This window comes from Chamaesiphon sp. VAR_69_metabat_338 (genome assembly GCF_031423935.1).
Classification (GTDB): Bacteria; Cyanobacteriota; Cyanobacteriia; order Cyanobacteriales; family Chamaesiphonaceae; genus Chamaesiphon.
The window spans coordinates 1-16802 of sequence record NZ_JANPGM010000342.1; the positions used below are offsets into that span (position 1 = coordinate 1).

The window sequence follows — 16802 nt, forward strand, 5'->3', positions numbered from 1 at the left end:
GCGGCGAAGGATGTCGGTAATTATCGCTGAAACAGGAAAAGACCATGTTTTGATTTGCAAAGGTGCAGTTGAAGAAGTTCTCAAAGTCTGCACTCAACTCAAAGTCGATGATAAGATTTTGCCGATCGATAAGTCAGTTCATACTAGGGTTGCCGATTTACAACAAAAGCTCAACTCTGATGGCTTACGGGTGATTGCAGTAGCCTATAAAACGATTTCAATAGAACAATCTCACTGCGCGATCGCCGATGAAAGCGATCTGATTTTATTAGGGAATATTGCCTTTCTCGATCCACCCAAAGATTCAGCAGCCGAGGCACTTAAAGCTCTCAAGCGCAATGGAGTCGAGGTGAAGATTTTAACTGGAGATAATGATGTTATTACACGAAAAATATGTAGAGATGTTGGCTTGCCCGTGCAAAATGTTTTGTTAGGTAGCGATCTTGAATCTTTAGCCGATGATAAGTTAGCCGAGATTGCTGCAACTACCACCATTTTTGCCAAATTCTCGCCCACCCAAAAAGCTAAGGTGATTCAGGTATTAAGAAAGTCAGGCAACATTGTCGGATATATGGGCGATGGCATTAATGATGCTGCTGCTTTACGAGAAGCAGATGTTGGTATTTCGGTCGATACGGCTGCTGATGTTGCCAAAGAGTCAGCAGATATTATCTTACTTGAAAAAAACTTACTAGTCCTAGAATCTGGAGTTACGATCGGTCGCCAGACTTTTTCTAATATAGTTAAGTACATCAGAATGGGTACTAGTTCTAATTTTGGGAATATGTTTAGCGTTTTGGGGGCGAGTGCGATTCTACCATTTTTACCGATGCAGCCAGTCCAGATCCTCATCAATAATCTTCTCTACGACTTTTCACAAACGGGTATCCCTTTCGATAATGTAGATCGGGAAGATCTCGTCAAACCACCTAAATGGAAGATTGAAAATATTCGCAGGTTTATGATTTTTATCGGGCCGATTAGTTCTATTTTCGACTATGCTACTTATGCCCTCATGTGGTTTGTATTTGGAGCAACAACTGTAGAACATCAAGCCTTATTCCAAACAGGTTGGTTTGTCGAAAGTCTAATGACTCAAACCCTCATCGTCCACGTTATTCGGACGGCTAAGGTGCCTTTTTTCCAGAGTCGAGCTTCTTTACCGATGCTGCTGATTACCGCGACTGTGATGTGTATCGGGATGTATCTGCCATTTTCGCCAATCGGATCTAGTTTGGGATTTGTACCGTTACCAGCGGTTTATTTTCTCTGGTTAGCTGGCATTCTGACTTGCTATTGTGGATTAACTCAATTTGTCAAAACTTGGTTTATCAAGAAATATGGCTACACCTGATTCGTGTCAAAACCTGCTTGGGTAGGATTGTAACGTTTGCTCTGAAGCAGTTTTGGAATTTGATATGGGCTGTTTGAGCTACAAAAACGAGGGCGAGAGAGTACGCCATTGAGGGCTACCAAAGCAGGTTTTCGGTTGTATTCTGTCGCAATGCCTCACCGAGCGGGATTAAAAGGCGCGATCGAGGCCAGAAAGTAACAGCTACGTATTTAAAATATTTAGTGTATACGTCGAGCAGTATGATACTCAAAACCTTGAAACTTGGGCTTGAATTTTATAACGTAAAGTTGGACAACTATTCTCGGTACGTAAAGTTGGACATGTTGGCCAACTTTACCTTCAAGTCACAAAAAGCCTGATACCTAAGCCCCAATGAACGGAAAGGGTGAGATTCGAACTCACGGAAGCTTGCGCCTCATCCGATTTCAAGTCGGACGCAATCGACCACTCTGCCACCTTTCCAAATGTAAGTACCTTATTTTAACACGAGCGCGGAAAATTTCTGTTTAACCACGGCTCGATCGAGATTGACAGATGAAGCACACAGCAACGCCACAAACTCAGATCTTCTCCTTGCCCATCCCTGATATCTACCTAACGAGATCTGTAAATTCACCGAGGTAGGCAGCCAAGCCGATCGATTATAATTCGATCGCGATTGAGAATTTTCCAGATGCTTGGCAGTAACATTACGCTCGAAGAATCCTATGCATTATTTGGGTTGCAGCCATCAGCGTCGATCGAGGAAATCAAAATGATTTATCGGCAGATGGCTAAAGAAATTCATCCCGATCTCAATCCTAATGAGCCTACTGCTCGCGATCGCTTTTATACTCTCAATCAAGCTTATCAACTGCTATTATCAGCACGCGCGATCGACGATCGACAATCTGACGATGCAAGTGACGCTGTGGCTCGTCGCGATCGAGTCGATCGGGTGCGCGTCAATTATGTTGTCGATCCACCCTTATCGCCACCAGACTTACAGCTCAAACAAGAAGTTTTTGAAAACCTGGAAAAATTAATCCGCCAAGAGAACTTTGAAAAAGCAGTATCAGTTATCGATTTATTAGCGCGGGTCGTTCCCGATCGACCGGAAATCTCGAACAAGCAATCCGAAATCTATTTCAAATACGCCCAAGATTTAGTCAATCGCCGCACCCGACTGAATCTAGCCCGCACCTATCTCAAAGCATCGCTCAAACTCGATCCGCATAATCATCAGCGGTGGCAAGCGGTCGAGCGTCAATTCAATCGGATCGAGCGACTATTGCAGTAGTTTTGCATTGCCTTGGCTGGCTCGATCGACGATCCTTTCTCAGAAAACGCGATCGATGATATTATAGTTTCTGGATAGGTGTGTGTCGCTCTATATTTATCAGGTCACTGTGAAACTCAAGCTCTTCGACGGTACCTCCCTCAAAAGATTGGCAATCCTTGCCCTAGTTATTGTCTCAGTACTTATCTTTGGGTGGTCGTTGATGGTGTGGATGCCTGGAGAAAGCTATCACCAAGCCTTGCCACCGTTGAGTGCCAAAGAGATCGAACTGCAAATCCAGCTCAAGCGCGATGTGAACGCTCTGGCTAGTACGATCGGTAGGCGAAATAGCGACAATTATCAAAACCTGGTCGCCGCGCAACAATTTCTCGATCGAGAATTAACTCAAGTGGGGTATAAGGTTCGCGAGCAGAAATACACCGTCGAGGGTAAAATCTATAGCAACCTCGAAGTCGAAATCCCTGGCAGTAGTTTGTCCGAACAGATCCTGGTTATCGGTGGACATTACGATAGTGCTTTTACCAGTCCTGGCGCAAATGATAACGCTACTGGCGCAGCCGCAGTCTTAGCCCTGGCGCGCGAATTTGTCGGCACCAAACCCCAGCGCACGCTCAGATTTGTCGAATTTACCAACGAAGAACCGCCCTTCTTTTGGACGAAGAATATGGGTAGCCTCGTATATGCCCAAGCGGCTAAAGAGCGGGGCGATCGAATTGTGGGGATGTTTAGCCTGGAGACATTGGGGTATTTTACCGATACAGCCAATTCTCAAAAATATCCCCCACCACTGAGCTGGTTATATCCCAGCCAAGGCAATTTCATCGGCTTGATTAGCGATCTCGATTCGCGAGAATTGCTCCGCAATACGATTCGCTCCTTTCGCGCTCAAGCTAAATTTCCCTCTGAAGGCGCGGCTTTACCCAGTGCGATTGAGGGTGTAGGTTGGTCGGATCATTGGTCGTTTTGGCAACAAGGTTATCAAGCTCTGATGATTACCGATACCGCACCGTTTCGCTATCCGCACTATCACACATGGGCAGATACAGCAGACAAAATCGACTTCGAGAAACTAGCCAGAGTGACGTCTGGAATTAGCAAGGTGGTTCGCGATTTTGTGGGATTAGCAGAGTAATGAATAATTGGCGTCACTATTTTACCAAGACGACAATCTTCATGGCGAGGACTATTTGCCAGCCTCAGTCTAGATTAGCTATTGACGAATTTATAGCATCCAGAGTATAAATGTAGTGATAGACATAATTCTTTACCTTGGTTTAGTTATGACCCGTAAATCTTCAATCTTGGCAGTAGCTTCCTCTCTCGGTATGGCTGCAGTTGTCATGTTTTCTGGTGGTAGTGTAAGCGCACAAGAAAAAACTAGTTACGTCGGCCCCAGCATTGGTTTTGGTAGTGGTAATACTGTTTATGGTATTAATGCCAAGTTCAAAGTTGCGGATGATATCTCGGTTAGACCCTTCATTCAATTTGGGAATAGATCTGAGGGTCCAGTTAGTGCATCTTTGACTTTATATGGTGCTAGTGCTACCTATGACTTCAATCTACCTCAATCTGAATTTAAACCTTACGCAGGAGTTGGCTTTTTAGGTGCGACTGCTTCCGTTAGCGTTCCAGGAGCTAGTGTTTCGGGAACTGGATCGGGAATCTATTTAGAAGTTGGTTCTGACTATAATATTAGCGATACGATCGCACTCAATGCTAACTATAAGTTTAGAGATGGTGGGTATTTGAGTGTTGGCGGCGCATACCGCTTCTAACTTCAGATATTAGTGCCGAGCGATCGAGTAGATCGAGATCGAAAAAAGCTCCATATGGAGCTTTTTTCGATCTTGCCAATGCTTCAATATCTACATATGAATGTAGATATTGACAAGCAAGAGATCGGATCTCTACAACATTTTCTGATAACAGCGAGTAGTAATAAAGTAAGGATGGAAAATTTCAATAAAATTGGATTGGAGTGTTCTAAAAAAGAGATCGATCGTTTTAGGGTCGTCTAAGTGAAAGGGGAATTCTTGGTTTGAGCCTTTAGAAAAATACCAATTAGTAATCATTTTTCCTTCAGCTTTTAAAATCTGATGAAATTGAAGTAACTGCTGGCTGGGAGCTGGTAAATGTTCCATTACATCAAAACAGTTAATGGTATCGAAAGTTTCTGTCGGGGCTAATTCCGTGCAACAAGTAATTTTCGATTCCAAACCTAATTGCCGCACTCGGTGCCGGACAAAATCGTAATTAATCGGATTGATATCGCAATAGATAACATGAGTAACTGCCGGACATAATGCAGCAGCGATCGCATGAGTACCAATGCCGCCGCCGAAATCTAATACTCTCCCCCGAGCATTGTCGGCAATTAATCGTAGCGTATCGCCAATATAATCGGTACTAGTCAGATGCCAAGTTGCTAATTCAAATAAATAAGCTTCACCCACGCGATCTCGATAAAATTCATTCGCTTTTTCCCAATCAAAATCCCGACGTCCGAGTTCGGCTAAATCTTGTAAAGCAGTGGTAAATTTTAGCTCCAACTGTTCGGGGTCGAGATCCAGAAACTGGTGGAGATGTTGCTTTAAATTAAATGCGTCTTGCCAATAACCATTCAAGTGTGGCACGATCGGAAATGTAGACATGTGCCAAGAGTGAAGGATGATAAATTTGGAGGCGATCCGCGACTGGCTATGGCTCGCGATCGATTGCGAGAATAACCATAACATCCGAACTGAAATTTTGTATTAAACTCAATTCAAGATTGTCGAGAGCGTGAGATTTTACAATGGTGGTTGTTTTTTACGAATAATCCGTTCGCAATCCTAATTCGATCGATAATCTCGAAACCTTGCAGATTGTTGCAACTGCTCGTCGGTATGGTTGCTACACCTATTTATTAGCGGCGAGCGTTAACACCCCAGAACTGGCAATAGCTGCCTTGGAGAGCTTGCCAAGCTTCGATCGATACCCGAATCGGCTCGGACAAGGGATAATCGATCGAGAGTCGGGAAGATCGATCGTTTAGTTGCGAGTGCCTGGAGCATCTGGTGTTAAAGCGTTGTGGGATTAAGGCAAAGTAACAACGATCGACTCCCAACTCAATTTACTAGTCGCGTTGAATTTTGACTGAGAGCATTTTATCGCCGCCTTTAATAGCATTGACCACATCCATATCTTCGGTTTTACCGAACACAGTATGTACGCCATCTAGATGGGACTGTGGGGAGTGACAGATGAAAAATTGACTGCCACCAGTATTTTTACCAGCATGTGCCATCGAGAGGCTACCAGCTTGGTGTTTATTAGGATTGATCTCACAATTAATCTTGTAGCCAGGGCCGCCAGTACCCGTACCCTGGGGACAACCACCTTGGATCATAAAATTATTGATGACGCGGTGAAAAGTCAAACCGTCATAAAAACCTTTTTCTGCCAAATCAACAAAGTTTTTGACAGTATTGGGAGCATCAGCATCAAAAAACTGGATATTAATAGTGCCTTTTTCAGTTTCGATCTTTGCGTGAGTCATATCTTAGATGGGATTGAATGATAGCCAGACTATTTTAGCGCAGTTTACGATCGGGCTTTTTAGATAGTCGATCGTCGATCGCTTTGTGATGAGGACGGGGTGTAACTCTGTCCTCATCACAGTCGGTTTCAAGATGTGAGGTCGAGCAGATCTCGGAACAGAGTCGATCTCACTACTGCAAAGGCTAACGGGGATTCAGCAGTAGCTATCTTCAAGACTAACTACAAGCTAATTTTCCGATCGAAGTTCGGGGTATCCCCTAGGTTAAATATTTCCCCTAAGTCTGAAATCCTTTTCCAGACGTTGTTGTGGCGATACAATCGACCATTAGCTTCGGGTCGAGTGCCAAGGCTATTCTGTGGACATGGAAACAAACACAACCACACAGGAGCAACAAAAAATGAACACCACTTAATCGCAGCGACCTTCACCTTCATGTAGCGAGTAATTTAATAGCAAAGTACCATTTTTACCCGCAAGGGGCGCAGATCTGAGGGTTATCGCTCTTAACGAACCCCCCCTCGATCGTCGGAAATGCGGGTGCAAATCCCGTCTCGCTACCTCAAAACATCATTTAGGTGGGTAGCCAAGTAGTAAGGCAGCTAATTTATTCCTTTTCGCTTAATTTACCCGTTAGGGACGACAGATGAGGATTATCGTGGTTTAGCCATACGTGGGTGCAAATCCCACCCCACCTAACTTTGGGATTGTAACTCAGTGGTAAGAGTGTCCACCTGTCTAGTGGAAAGTCGCGGGTTCAAATCCCGTCAATCCCGTCCAATTCTTAATCTAAGACTTGGTATTTAAAAACCAAAAGGAGTGTAATTTCCATTCTAAAAACTTAATTATCAACTATCAATTATCAATTATCAATTAATTTGAGGAACTGTAGCTCAGTGGATAGAGCACCTAAAACATCCTTCTTCACTTTTTGCCTCTAGGGGACGTAGAACAAGGGTTATCGCCTTCTAAGCGGGAGGTCGTAGGTTCGATTCCTACCAGTTTCATATGACTTTAATCAGTCATAACAATACAGTAACTCTGGAACTGTAGCTCAATGGCTAGAGTAATCGCTTCATAAGCGATCGGTTGTGAGTTCGACTCTCGCCAGTTCCATGCGATTTTAAAAGATCGCGATCGAAACCAAATATTGCCTTGTGGTGTAATTGGCAACACATACGATTTTGAGTCGTGCATTCTAGGTTCGATTCCTAGCGAGGCAGTGAGAGTAATTGTTACTCTCAGCATCCGATTTGCTCCCATCGTCTAACGGCTAGGACATGGTGCTTTCTACACCAAAATGGGGGTTCGATTCCCCTTGGGAGTATTACTAATGACCAACGTAATTAGTAAACAACAGCAGATCGTCTAATTAGATCGGATACCATTCCACATTTTCAACTTATTGCCTGTAAGGCATGAGTAGATAATGTTCTCGTTTGGAGGTGTGGGTGCAAATCCCACTCTGCTGAATTGAGATCGAATCAAAAATATTCGACCTCAGCAATTGATAGTGATATTGCCATAGTGAGATTTATTATTCGGTGTGTTACCGCGACAGCGTAACGCACCCTACTACGATCTATTCACTATCCACTATTCACTGTTGCACTATTGCCCTCACGGGCTGAAGGAGGTTTCAAATAACATGGTTTATCAATTCTTTTTCGGAAACAAACAAGTCCAAAATACCCCCCAAACTCAACTTATTCCTGGACGCGAATCAGAAATGATTAAAGGTAAGTCCAGTGGTTATATGTTCGAGGCGGGCATTTGGCGGACATTGCGTCGATGCTTGTTAATCGGGACTGGTAATGGTAGTTATTACGCCACCAAATGGGAATTAACGAATGATTTTGTCGATGTTTTGGAAAAAGCGATCGCTGAAGATCCCGATCGAGTGGCGCAGGAAATCGCCTATGCTTCTGACGGTCGATCGATTAATAATAGTGCGCCAATTTGGGCATTGGTATTACTTTCTATGGGTGAAACTCCTGCCGCAAAGCAAGCATTTCAATCGATTTTTCCTCAAGTAGTGCGGACAGCCAGCCACTTTTATGAGTGGATGAGTTATACCAAATCCGTGCGTGGTTTCGGTAAAATCGTCCGCGAAGCCGGTCGGAATTGGTTATCTCAAGGCGATACCAAAGCCTTGGCTTATCAATTATTGAAATATCAACAACGTCACGGTTTTTCCAATCGCGATGCGTTGCGATTATTTCATGCCAAACCCCAAACCGAAGATCGCGATTTATTGTTTAAATGGGTAACTAATGGTTGGGATACATTGCCCCCAGAATCGCCGACAGCAGCATTGAATCAGATCTGGTGGTATGAATGGTTGAAACGCAATCCCGATCGAACTCAGGAGGCAATTTCTAAGGGTCGCTTGACTCATGAAATGGCTGCACCTGTGGGCAAAATGGATATTGCTGCTTGGCAATTGTTGTTTGAAGATATGCCGATCGGTGCCTTGTTGCGAAATCTCGGTTCTTTAACCGAAATTGGCATCTTTGCTTACTCCAAAAGATGCAAGCATAATATCGATCGAGTTGAGAAAATCCTCAATAGTAAAGAACACTTACGCAAAGGACGGATTCACCCGATCGATATTCTCAAAGCACTCAAAACTTACCGCTCTGGTGGTAGTTTGGGCAAAAGTAGCAAAACTTGGACGCCCGTACCTCGGATTGCCGATATTTTGGAAACAGCTCTGGAATTGTCTTTCGATGCGATCGAGCCTACTGGTAAGGTGTTTATGCACGCTGTCGATATCTCTGGTTCGATGTCTTACTACTCGGTGAGTTCGATTAATCTTACCTGTTGTGAAATCGCGACGACGATGGCTTTAGCATCGGCAAAGGCGGAAAAAAACTATATGATTCGTGGATTTTCAACGAGTTTTATCGATTTGAAAATCAACCGCAGCGACTCGTTTAGTTCGGCAATTAAAAAAGCTAGCGATCTCAACTTTGGCGGTACTGATGCTAGCTCTGCTTACAAATGGATGATTAAAAATAACTTCTATGCAGACGTAATTTGTTTTTGGACTGACTGCGAAAGCTGGGCGGGTAGTCAACACCCCACTCAAGCTCTAGCGGAATATCGTCAAAAAGTGAATCCCGATGCGAAGGCAATTTACATCTCGCTGGTGCCGAACAATATCTCGTTGGTAGATTCTAAAGATCCTAACTCTTGGGATATTGCTGGGTTCGATCCTAGCACGCCGAGATTGATTCAATCGATCGCTAGTGGTGAATTGTGACGATTAGCTTGCCCTCACCCAAACCCTGCTCCCAATTTTGGGAGTGGGGCTTTTTTATAGTTACATCTTGCGCCAGTTTAAATCTACTAGTGCTTGTGGGTACCCTTAGAGGATGTTTGGAAAGTATCGCATAGCACTCATAAACCCTGGAAAATCCCCCCTAACCCCCCTTAAAAAGGGGGGAACCGGATTAAAGTCCCCCGCTTGGTGCGCTACACTGTCGGGGAACCCGAACAGTACGCGCATCCGCTTTTTAAGGGGGATTTAGCGGCTCGCTATGGGCGGGGTTCCCCTGCACATAAAAGCGAGACAAGACAGGGGGATCTGCCCACTGCAAACGTAGCAATTGGACTTTCCAAACATCCTCTTAGCAAGAGATTGCCGATCGCTAGTCAACTTATGAACTACGATCGACATTAAATGCTTGTGCTAAAACCGTCAACTCTTTGGCGCGATGTACATAAGGCTCCAGTTGACTAGTTTCCCATCCCGTTAATACTTGCATTGCGTCGATCGATAGTCCGCGCATTATCATCTCCACGCACCAAGTTGCTTGCGCTTGTTCGATCGTCGGTGGTTCGTCAGTCGGTGCGAGAATTTCGGCGATCGATTGTTGCCACAGTTGGCGCAAATTGGCTGCTGTTAATGCCGTTCCATCTGGATTGATAAATAGAGCCGGATTGGTATCTTTACGGCTTCTGAGCCATTGTGTCAGAGGATTTTTGAGATAAGTGCCGTAGCGTTTGCCCAGAATCCATTGATTGACAGGTACTTGACGCGCCATGCCGTGAGTTATTTGTAATAACTGGCGATCGCTACTACTCACATGATTCGATCGAGTCAATGCGACGATTTCACTGGCACTCAATCCCGCACCAAATAAAACATACACCAGCGCGTAAGCTTGCAGACTGTGTTTCTTGGCTTGTTGGAGAATTTGATGGACGACGGGTTCCGGTAAATCTTGCTCGATGGTAAGATGTTCGGGACTATTTACAGTTAATCGATCGCGATCTCCGGCAACCACTCCAGTGGTAAATAAAGCCACGACTCGATCGAGAAAATCCACTCGATCGCGCCATAAGCCATGATACTCACTAGTTAATTCGATCGTCGCATAGCCGAATAATACTGTATGCAATAAGCTGGTTAATTGCTCGATTGGTAATTGCGAATCCGACTGCGATTCGCCGATATTGGTTTTTAAATACTTAGCGACGCGACGATTGGCGCGATCGAAACTGCGTCCCAAACCTTGACGATTTTCGGTGGAATATTGCCCCGACTCACCCACGAGCGATCGAATCACGGCGGGAGTCTGTTCTAGTGCTTGGAGGCAGGTATTGGCATAGGCTCTGAGCATATCTGCCAAATTACTCGCTGGCGGCAATTCGGTCGCTAAATTCTGTCCCAACTGTGCGAACACATCCGCATCTTCGATTACCGCCAGCAGCAACCCATGTTTATTCCCAAATTGACGAAACAAAGTCACTTCATTTACCTGCGCCAATTCGGCAATTTGCTTGGTTGTCGTCTCACTCACCCCTTGGCTCGCGAATAATTCGATCGCGGCTTGGATGATTTTTTGACGGTTGAGATTGCGAGAAGATGGCATGGGATATAAGTTATGTCAACTTGCATAAGTATCGATCGAACCAGAATGCAAGTGATACTTGCACATTTGAAAAAAGCTTGTTAGGATGTAAATGCAAGCGTTACTTGCACACCGCCTTTCTACTATACCTAGAATCAGGCGTCATGTATTAGGTCTTAGTTATTAGGGGAAATATTCTCAGTCGGGAATTCAGACCTAAAGCCCAAAGCCTAAAACCTCAAAGCCTAAAACCTGTCTTGAAAAGGTGCTTCACTTGCGGCGTTTTTATTCGGGGGTTCCCCCCGAATAAGAAAACGACAAGACAGCGGAGTTCGTCCGGTCGGGTGCCCCGACCATGGAACGAACCCAAGCAGGGGAAACCCCAAGACCGCACTTTTCGCTAAAACCTAAAACCTAAATTATGACTGCTAATTCGATTGAAAATAGCTCGCAGCGACAGGAAACGGCTCCATTGAGTTGGACGAATGTGTTCTTCTTTGGCTCGTTTCATCTGATTGCGCTAGCGGCACCGTGGTACTTTAATTGGTCTGCACTCGGAGCGGCAATCTTCCTGCATTGGCTGTTCGGATCGATCGGGATTTGTCTGGGCTTTCACCGTTTGCTCACACATCGCAGCTTCCAGGTGCCCAAACCGTTGGAATATGTCTTTGCCACACTGGGCGCATTAGCACTCCAAGGCGGCCCGATTTTCTGGGTAGCCGGACATCGCCAACACCATTTGTATACCGAAGACTGGGACAAAGATCCCTACTCGGCGAAGCGAGGTTTTTGGTGGAGTCACATGCTCTGGATTTTTTACCCAAAATCTAATTTTTTCAATCTGGATGAGTACAAGAAAGCTGCGCCAGATTTAGCAAAAGATGCTTACTACCGCTGGCTCGATAAATATTTTCTGTTCTTGCAAATTCCTGTCGGATTGCTATTGTATGCGATCGGCGGTTGGTCGTTTGTAATTTACGGTGTGTTCGTCCGGGCGGTGATTCTGTGGCACAGTACTTGGCTGATCAATTCTGCCAGTCACATCACTGGCTACCGCAGCCACGAATCGGATGACAATTCTCGCAATCTCTGGTGGGCGGCGTTGCTCACCTATGGCGAAGGCTGGCACAACAATCATCACGCTTATCCCAATGTCGCTAAAGGCGGTTGGCAGTGGTGGGAATTAGATATGACTTGGTGGTCGATTCAATTATTGCAAAAGCTCGGTTTAGCTAAACGGGTAATCTTACCGCCAACAACTTAAGATCGGGTCAATAATAATTAAAAGAGAGGCAATTCTATGAATTGCCTCTCTTTTAATATTAACTAGCAAAATAATGCACTTACAGCAGTCGCCAAGCTTGTGATGACACACCCCCGACTTCTTGAAGAAGTCGGGGGTGTAGCAGTAACGATCGAATTGCCCTAACAACTTTGGCGGTGGCGATACATCCCGATCGATTATCGATCGATTGGTTTAACCTTATATGTCAATGGCTCGATATTCTTAGGACTTACGCCCAGAGCTTTCCAGTCAGGCGGATGACTGAATTCGATCGATACAGCTCCATCTTTAGCCTTAGCAGTCCAGTTTTCTCCAGAACAAACCTTCGATGGCAGGTTAAAATCCTTTGCTACCAGATCGACATTTTCCCCTGCTGCTAATTTAGCTTTTACTTGTCTAACACTAGTTGTCAATTCCCAAGATAAATCTTTTCTCAACAATTTTGGATATTGATTTATTAGATCCAAGGGAGTAATTAAATACCAATAATTATAATCTTCAAGCCCTGAAGTCAGCTTAATATTACTTTTTCCATCTGTGTGACAAATATTTCGATCGCTCCAAGATGCTAGACCTTTTTCAACTTCTCGATGCCGCTCGATCGCAGCCAACCGAATCCGAGGAAGTGCTAGCTGAGAATATCCTGGGACGAATCGCAATGGATTCTGGGATTCATTTAAGAGCCGATCGAGTGAAGATGAAGATTGAAATATCCTAGTCTCACCCATTGATTCACTTTCGATTGCACTAATCATCTGCCTGCGTCGATTGCGACTAAATAAATTATCGCCCCATCCAGTAGGTACTTTATCTAACCGTCTTGCTAACTTTAAGATTCTATCTTCTCCAATCCTACTAATTAACTGTCCTAGTAATGACGGCTGAGCTTGAAAACACTGCTGTAGGTTTTCAAGAGCAGCTAAATTACTAGAAATATCGACTTGATATAGTTGTTTGTAAAGAGTGTTAACTACGATTACGTTGTCGATAGTAAAAAGAATAGGATAATTCATCCATTTTGAAAAGGGGCTATCCGCAGCTTTCAGATCGCTCTTTTCTACCCAGCCAGAATCGAAACCCCATTTAGGGATGGGATTATTTATTAAATGAGTTTCAATCGCTTCAATCTCTGCTTGATGAGTTTTGAGATAGATCGCTAACTTTTCTGGCGGTAGCTCGATCGATCCTTCAACTTTTTTAAGTTCTTTTAGTAAATAATTATCCAGCGTATTTTGAATTTCTTTCCATTCAGCGATCGCTTTTTGCTCTGGCTTAACCTTTACTTCACTACCATCGCCAAAAACTTCTACAGATAGCCCTAATTTAGTAATTAGTGATTGTAACTCGATCGCCGATTGATTCGGTGCAGTTTTGGGATGCTGGCGCACATAAATCGCGATCGCTTGTTCTAATGGTTTTTCTTGCTCTGCTGCATACATATTGCCGCCGATGAGATAGATACTCATCATCAATGCGATCGTCCCAATTACGCCAACCCATAGTTTCGTAAGTTCGTAGCGCGGACGCGATAATTCTTTTTCTAATGCACGGACTAATATATGCTCTTCACCTGCTAATTCTCGGACTCGATCGAGTATTTTAGCTGTCTCATAAAAACAAGGTGTGAATGTTAATATTCTCGGAAATCCTTTTGCTCTCCTAATCACTAAAGATCGAACGCCAAACAGGTATAAGCATTTTATTGAGGTCATTTCTTCCCAATTTATATGCATCCTCTGACGGAAGAATGGCTCCTGGCGAATCCCTTCCAAAGTAAATACAGTTCTATGTATTTTATGATAGACATAGCAGAATATTGCTTCTGATATTAACAACACAAATAAGAAAACAATAGAAAAAGGGATTGCTCTATTTACAGGCCCCGTCAAAACAAAAAATATTGTCATGACAAAAGCACCTAGAAAAGAAATGACAATACCATAAGAGAGATAAGGCAAAAGTAATAATCTGAATTGATACTCGATCGAGTCTGAGACGGGCTTTTCTGGAGAGGTTAACTTTTTGTGCCGCATGAGAGCATCGATCGCGAGATTACCCAGTAAGTATGCCCAATATGTAACGCGAGTATATCAGTCTGTGCTAACCAGATTGCCAACGATTGAAACCGCATCGCTCGAAATCTACGCATTTAGATTAACAAAATAAATCGGCACTCACATCCTTGTGAGTATGTTGATGCAACGGCGTGCCATAAGCTTGTTGAAAATTCTCCGATGTCATCACCTGCTGCGGCGAACCATCGGCAATCAAACGTTGATTGAGCAGTAAAACGCGATCGAGCCTGTCCAACGATTTACCCCATTCATGAGTACTGACCAGTAAAATCTTACCAGCCGATCGCAATTCCCCAAATACATCGATCAAGACTGCTTCGGTTTTCTTATCCACACCCGTAAACGGTTCGTCAAATAGAAATAAATCTGCTTGCTGTGCCAATGCTCTGGCTAAAAATACCCGCTGCTGCTGTCCGCCGGACAATTCACCAATTTTACGATCTTTGAGATCCAACATCCCAACTCGATCGAGTGCCGCACTGACCATTACTTTTGTTGCATTATCGGCACGACGAAACCAGCCGATTTGACGCGTGCGCGCCATCATCACCACATTCCACACCGTGATCGGATAATCCCAATCGATTTGCGATCGTTGCGGAATATACGCCACCTGTTCCAAATGCTGGCACAGCGGACAAGTGCAATATTTAACGCTGCCATGTGCCGTCGGCACCAATCCCAGCATCGCCTTGAGCAAAGTACTTTTACCCGCACCATTCGGCCCAATCAGCCCTACGAGCTGCCCTGGCTCGATCTTGAAGCTGACTCGATCTAATCCCGATACCCCTCGGTAATTGACCGCTAATTGCTGAACCTCTAACATGTACGGGTTGAATATGGGAATCATTCTCATTGTACCCAATAACGGAGCCACTGGAATAGATGAGAGATGCGATTCTATTGTCCGCGTCCTGGCTTACAATCTGCAAAACCTAATGCTTCCGCATCCAGGAAATTAGCAATCGCCATCTCAACTATCGTTTCAATAAGGCACTCAATTTCAACAGCACGTGCAATCATTGCAGCGCGAATTCTTTCAGGCAATCGTTCTAATATGATTGCGGCATCAGTAGAAGAAAGTTGTTCCATTAGTCTGGTTTCTACGAGTGATTGAACCTGAGTTGAATTAAGATCGAAACCTTTGAGTTTGTAAGATACCCACCGGAAATCACCAAAGCCGTTACGGACGATATGACCACTGCGTAGCAAACGAGCTAGAGCTTTTAGCTCTGACTGAGAAGCTCTTGCCCGCACCAGCCCATCTCGCGCAACACCATTTCGACCAAAATGAAAGTAGATTAGTTTTCCTCCATTGTGACGGAAACACTCAATCAAAGCTTTTTCATCTTCATTGTGGATCTGCATGTTAACATTTACTCAAAAGTCAGGCTCATGTTCGATCGAACTTGGCAGTGGGATAAAATTGGGTAGGAGCGATTCATTTCCTGTAAATAATATACCCGCGAAACTATGGCAAAAGACAGTAACAAAATCGCCTATCGAGAATTCGGCGACGAAGAACCAGATACCGACGATATTCCCGAACTACCACCTAACCAGCACAAACTTAAGATCGAAGTCTCCCGCAAAGGCAAAGGCGGCAAAACAGTGACGATCGTCAGTGGCTTTCAAGTATCGTTAGAGACACTGACTAGCCTCACCAAGACACTTAAAAATCAATGTGGTGCAGGTGGAGCGCTGAAGGATAACTCGATCGAAATTCAAGGCGACCACCGTCAAAAATTATTAGAGATCGTGACTAAATTGGGCTATAAAGCGAAGTTGAGTGGCGGCTAAATAGCGGATGATTTTAGCGATCGACAAAGAATAGTTCGGCCATTGCATCGATTCGATCGAGGGGCGAATAATCGTAGAGTGACAAGTAGTTTTAACTACGCACCGATCGCGTGCCACTGGCATGACATATAGCCTCCGCATCATCGATATCCCTAGTACCGAACGTCCCCGCGAACGCTTGCTCGCACACGGCGTCAAACACCTGAAAAATGCGGAACTCATTGCAATCTTGTTAGGTACGGGACAAGGCCCTGGTAAACTATCTGCGATCGGTTTGGGCGAATATATTCTCAATCATCTCGGCCAACATCAGCGCGATCCGTTAGAAAGGTTGCGAGATCTCCATCCCCAAGAATTGATGGACATTCCTGGCATCGGCCCTGCCAAAGCAACAGCAATTCTCGCCGCTGTGGAATTGGGACAGCGAGCCTGTGCCTTGCGTCCGCCCGACCGAGCCATTATCGAGAGTCCCGATACTGCTGTCGCGGCACTCAGTCAAGAGCTGATGTGGTCTACCCAGGAGCGATTTGCAATCTTATTATTAGATGTCAAGAATCGGTTGCTGGGTACTCAGTTAATCACGATCGGGACAGCAACCGAAACTCTCGCGCC

The 16802-nt window shown here is 44.6% G+C and carries 15 protein-coding genes and 6 tRNA genes; 14 read left to right on the plus strand and 7 right to left on the minus strand.

The window, feature by feature from the left end; translation table 11 throughout:
• A partial coding sequence (mgtA, locus tag RMO84_RS09715; protein WP_310488269.1) for a magnesium-translocating P-type ATPase occupies nucleotides 1-1354 on the plus strand: 1354 nt, incomplete at its 5' end.
• A gap of 377 nt (nucleotides 1355-1731) precedes the next feature.
• On the opposite strand, the gene RMO84_RS09720 is transcribed toward mgtA, so the two are convergent.
• Nucleotides 1732-1816, minus strand: a tRNA-Ser gene (locus RMO84_RS09720).
• A 211-nt stretch (nucleotides 1817-2027) separates the two neighbouring features.
• Here RMO84_RS09720 and RMO84_RS09725 point away from each other — a divergent pair.
• The 3 genes from RMO84_RS09725 (at nucleotide 2028) to RMO84_RS09735 (ending at nucleotide 4408) form a co-directional block, all read left to right on the plus strand.
• Nucleotides 2028-2633, plus strand: a complete 606-nt coding sequence (locus tag RMO84_RS09725) for a J domain-containing protein (protein ID WP_310488270.1) — start codon at nucleotides 2028-2030, stop codon at nucleotides 2631-2633.
• Between the two features lie 109 nt (nucleotides 2634-2742).
• Entirely contained in the window at nucleotides 2743-3765 is a 1023-nt protein-coding gene (locus RMO84_RS09730) for a M28 family peptidase (protein ID WP_310488271.1), read from the plus strand.
• 148 nt (nucleotides 3766-3913) lie between these two features.
• Nucleotides 3914-4408, plus strand: coding sequence for an outer membrane beta-barrel protein (locus RMO84_RS09735; protein ID WP_310488272.1), 495 nt, complete (start codon nucleotides 3914-3916; stop codon nucleotides 4406-4408).
• A gap of 132 nt (nucleotides 4409-4540) precedes the next feature.
• On the opposite strand, the gene RMO84_RS09740 is transcribed toward RMO84_RS09735, so the two are convergent.
• Nucleotides 4541-5284 (minus strand): class I SAM-dependent methyltransferase, encoded by a 744-nt coding sequence (locus tag RMO84_RS09740; RefSeq protein WP_396135819.1) that lies wholly within the window; start codon nucleotides 5282-5284, stop codon nucleotides 4541-4543.
• A gap of 206 nt (nucleotides 5285-5490) precedes the next feature.
• On the opposite strand from RMO84_RS09740, the gene RMO84_RS09745 reads away from it, so the two are divergent.
• Nucleotides 5491-5667, plus strand: a complete 177-nt coding sequence (locus RMO84_RS09745; protein WP_310488274.1) for a hypothetical protein — start codon at nucleotides 5491-5493, stop codon at nucleotides 5665-5667.
• An 81-nt stretch (nucleotides 5668-5748) separates the two neighbouring features.
• Here the strand turns inward: RMO84_RS09745 and RMO84_RS09750 are convergent, their stop codons facing one another.
• The gene (locus tag RMO84_RS09750) at nucleotides 5749-6171 is read right to left on the minus strand and encodes a peptidylprolyl isomerase (protein ID WP_310488275.1); all 423 of its coding nucleotides are present in this window, start codon (nucleotides 6169-6171) and stop codon (nucleotides 5749-5751) included.
• Between the two features lie 703 nt (nucleotides 6172-6874).
• Between RMO84_RS09750 and RMO84_RS09755 the strand changes: the two genes are divergently transcribed.
• The 6 genes from RMO84_RS09755 to RMO84_RS09780 all read left to right on the plus strand — a co-directional run bounded on the left by RMO84_RS09755 (nucleotide 6875) and on the right by RMO84_RS09780 (nucleotide 9436).
• A tRNA-Asp gene (locus RMO84_RS09755) sits at nucleotides 6875-6947 on the plus strand.
• Nucleotides 6948-7053: 106 nt separating this feature from the next.
• Nucleotides 7054-7178 (plus strand) — tRNA-OTHER (locus tag RMO84_RS09760).
• A gap of 36 nt (nucleotides 7179-7214) precedes the next feature.
• A tRNA-Met gene (locus RMO84_RS09765) sits at nucleotides 7215-7287 on the plus strand.
• Between the two features lie 35 nt (nucleotides 7288-7322).
• A tRNA-Gln gene (locus RMO84_RS09770) sits at nucleotides 7323-7394 on the plus strand.
• 32 nt (nucleotides 7395-7426) lie between these two features.
• Nucleotides 7427-7498, plus strand: a tRNA-Glu gene (locus RMO84_RS09775).
• A 321-nt stretch (nucleotides 7499-7819) separates the two neighbouring features.
• Entirely contained in the window at nucleotides 7820-9436 is a 1617-nt protein-coding gene (locus tag RMO84_RS09780; RefSeq protein ID WP_310488276.1) for a TROVE domain-containing protein, read from the plus strand.
• Nucleotides 9437-9833: 397 nt separating this feature from the next.
• Here the strand turns inward: RMO84_RS09780 and RMO84_RS09785 are convergent, their stop codons facing one another.
• Nucleotides 9834-11051, minus strand: coding sequence for a TetR family transcriptional regulator (locus RMO84_RS09785; protein WP_310488277.1), 1218 nt, complete (start codon nucleotides 11049-11051; stop codon nucleotides 9834-9836).
• A gap of 400 nt (nucleotides 11052-11451) precedes the next feature.
• On the opposite strand from RMO84_RS09785, the gene RMO84_RS09790 reads away from it, so the two are divergent.
• Nucleotides 11452-12294 carry a fatty acid desaturase gene (locus tag RMO84_RS09790; RefSeq protein ID WP_310488278.1) on the plus strand — a complete coding sequence of 281 codons (843 nt, stop codon included), beginning with the start codon at nucleotides 11452-11454 and terminating at the stop codon, nucleotides 12292-12294.
• Between the two features lie 197 nt (nucleotides 12295-12491).
• Here the strand turns inward: RMO84_RS09790 and RMO84_RS09795 are convergent, their stop codons facing one another.
• The 3 genes from RMO84_RS09795 to RMO84_RS21340 form a co-directional block, all read right to left on the minus strand.
• Nucleotides 12492-14027, minus strand: a complete 1536-nt coding sequence (locus RMO84_RS09795; RefSeq protein ID WP_310488279.1) for a hypothetical protein — start codon at nucleotides 14025-14027, stop codon at nucleotides 12492-12494.
• Nucleotides 14028-14469: 442 nt separating this feature from the next.
• Nucleotides 14470-15216 carry a metal ABC transporter ATP-binding protein gene (locus RMO84_RS09800; protein WP_310488280.1) on the minus strand — a complete coding sequence of 249 codons (747 nt, stop codon included), beginning with the start codon at nucleotides 15214-15216 and terminating at the stop codon, nucleotides 14470-14472.
• 74 nt (nucleotides 15217-15290) lie between these two features.
• A complete protein-coding gene (locus RMO84_RS21340; protein ID WP_396135820.1) occupies nucleotides 15291-15482 on the minus strand; it encodes a hypothetical protein in 192 nt (63 codons plus the stop codon).
• A gap of 381 nt (nucleotides 15483-15863) precedes the next feature.
• Between RMO84_RS21340 and RMO84_RS09810 the strand changes: the two genes are divergently transcribed.
• Entirely contained in the window at nucleotides 15864-16190 is a 327-nt protein-coding gene (locus RMO84_RS09810; protein ID WP_310488282.1) for a translation initiation factor, read from the plus strand.
• Between the two features lie 121 nt (nucleotides 16191-16311).
• Nucleotides 16312-16802, plus strand: a 491-nt coding sequence (gene radC, locus RMO84_RS09815) for a DNA repair protein RadC (protein WP_310488283.1), incomplete at its 3' end; no start/stop codon positions are given.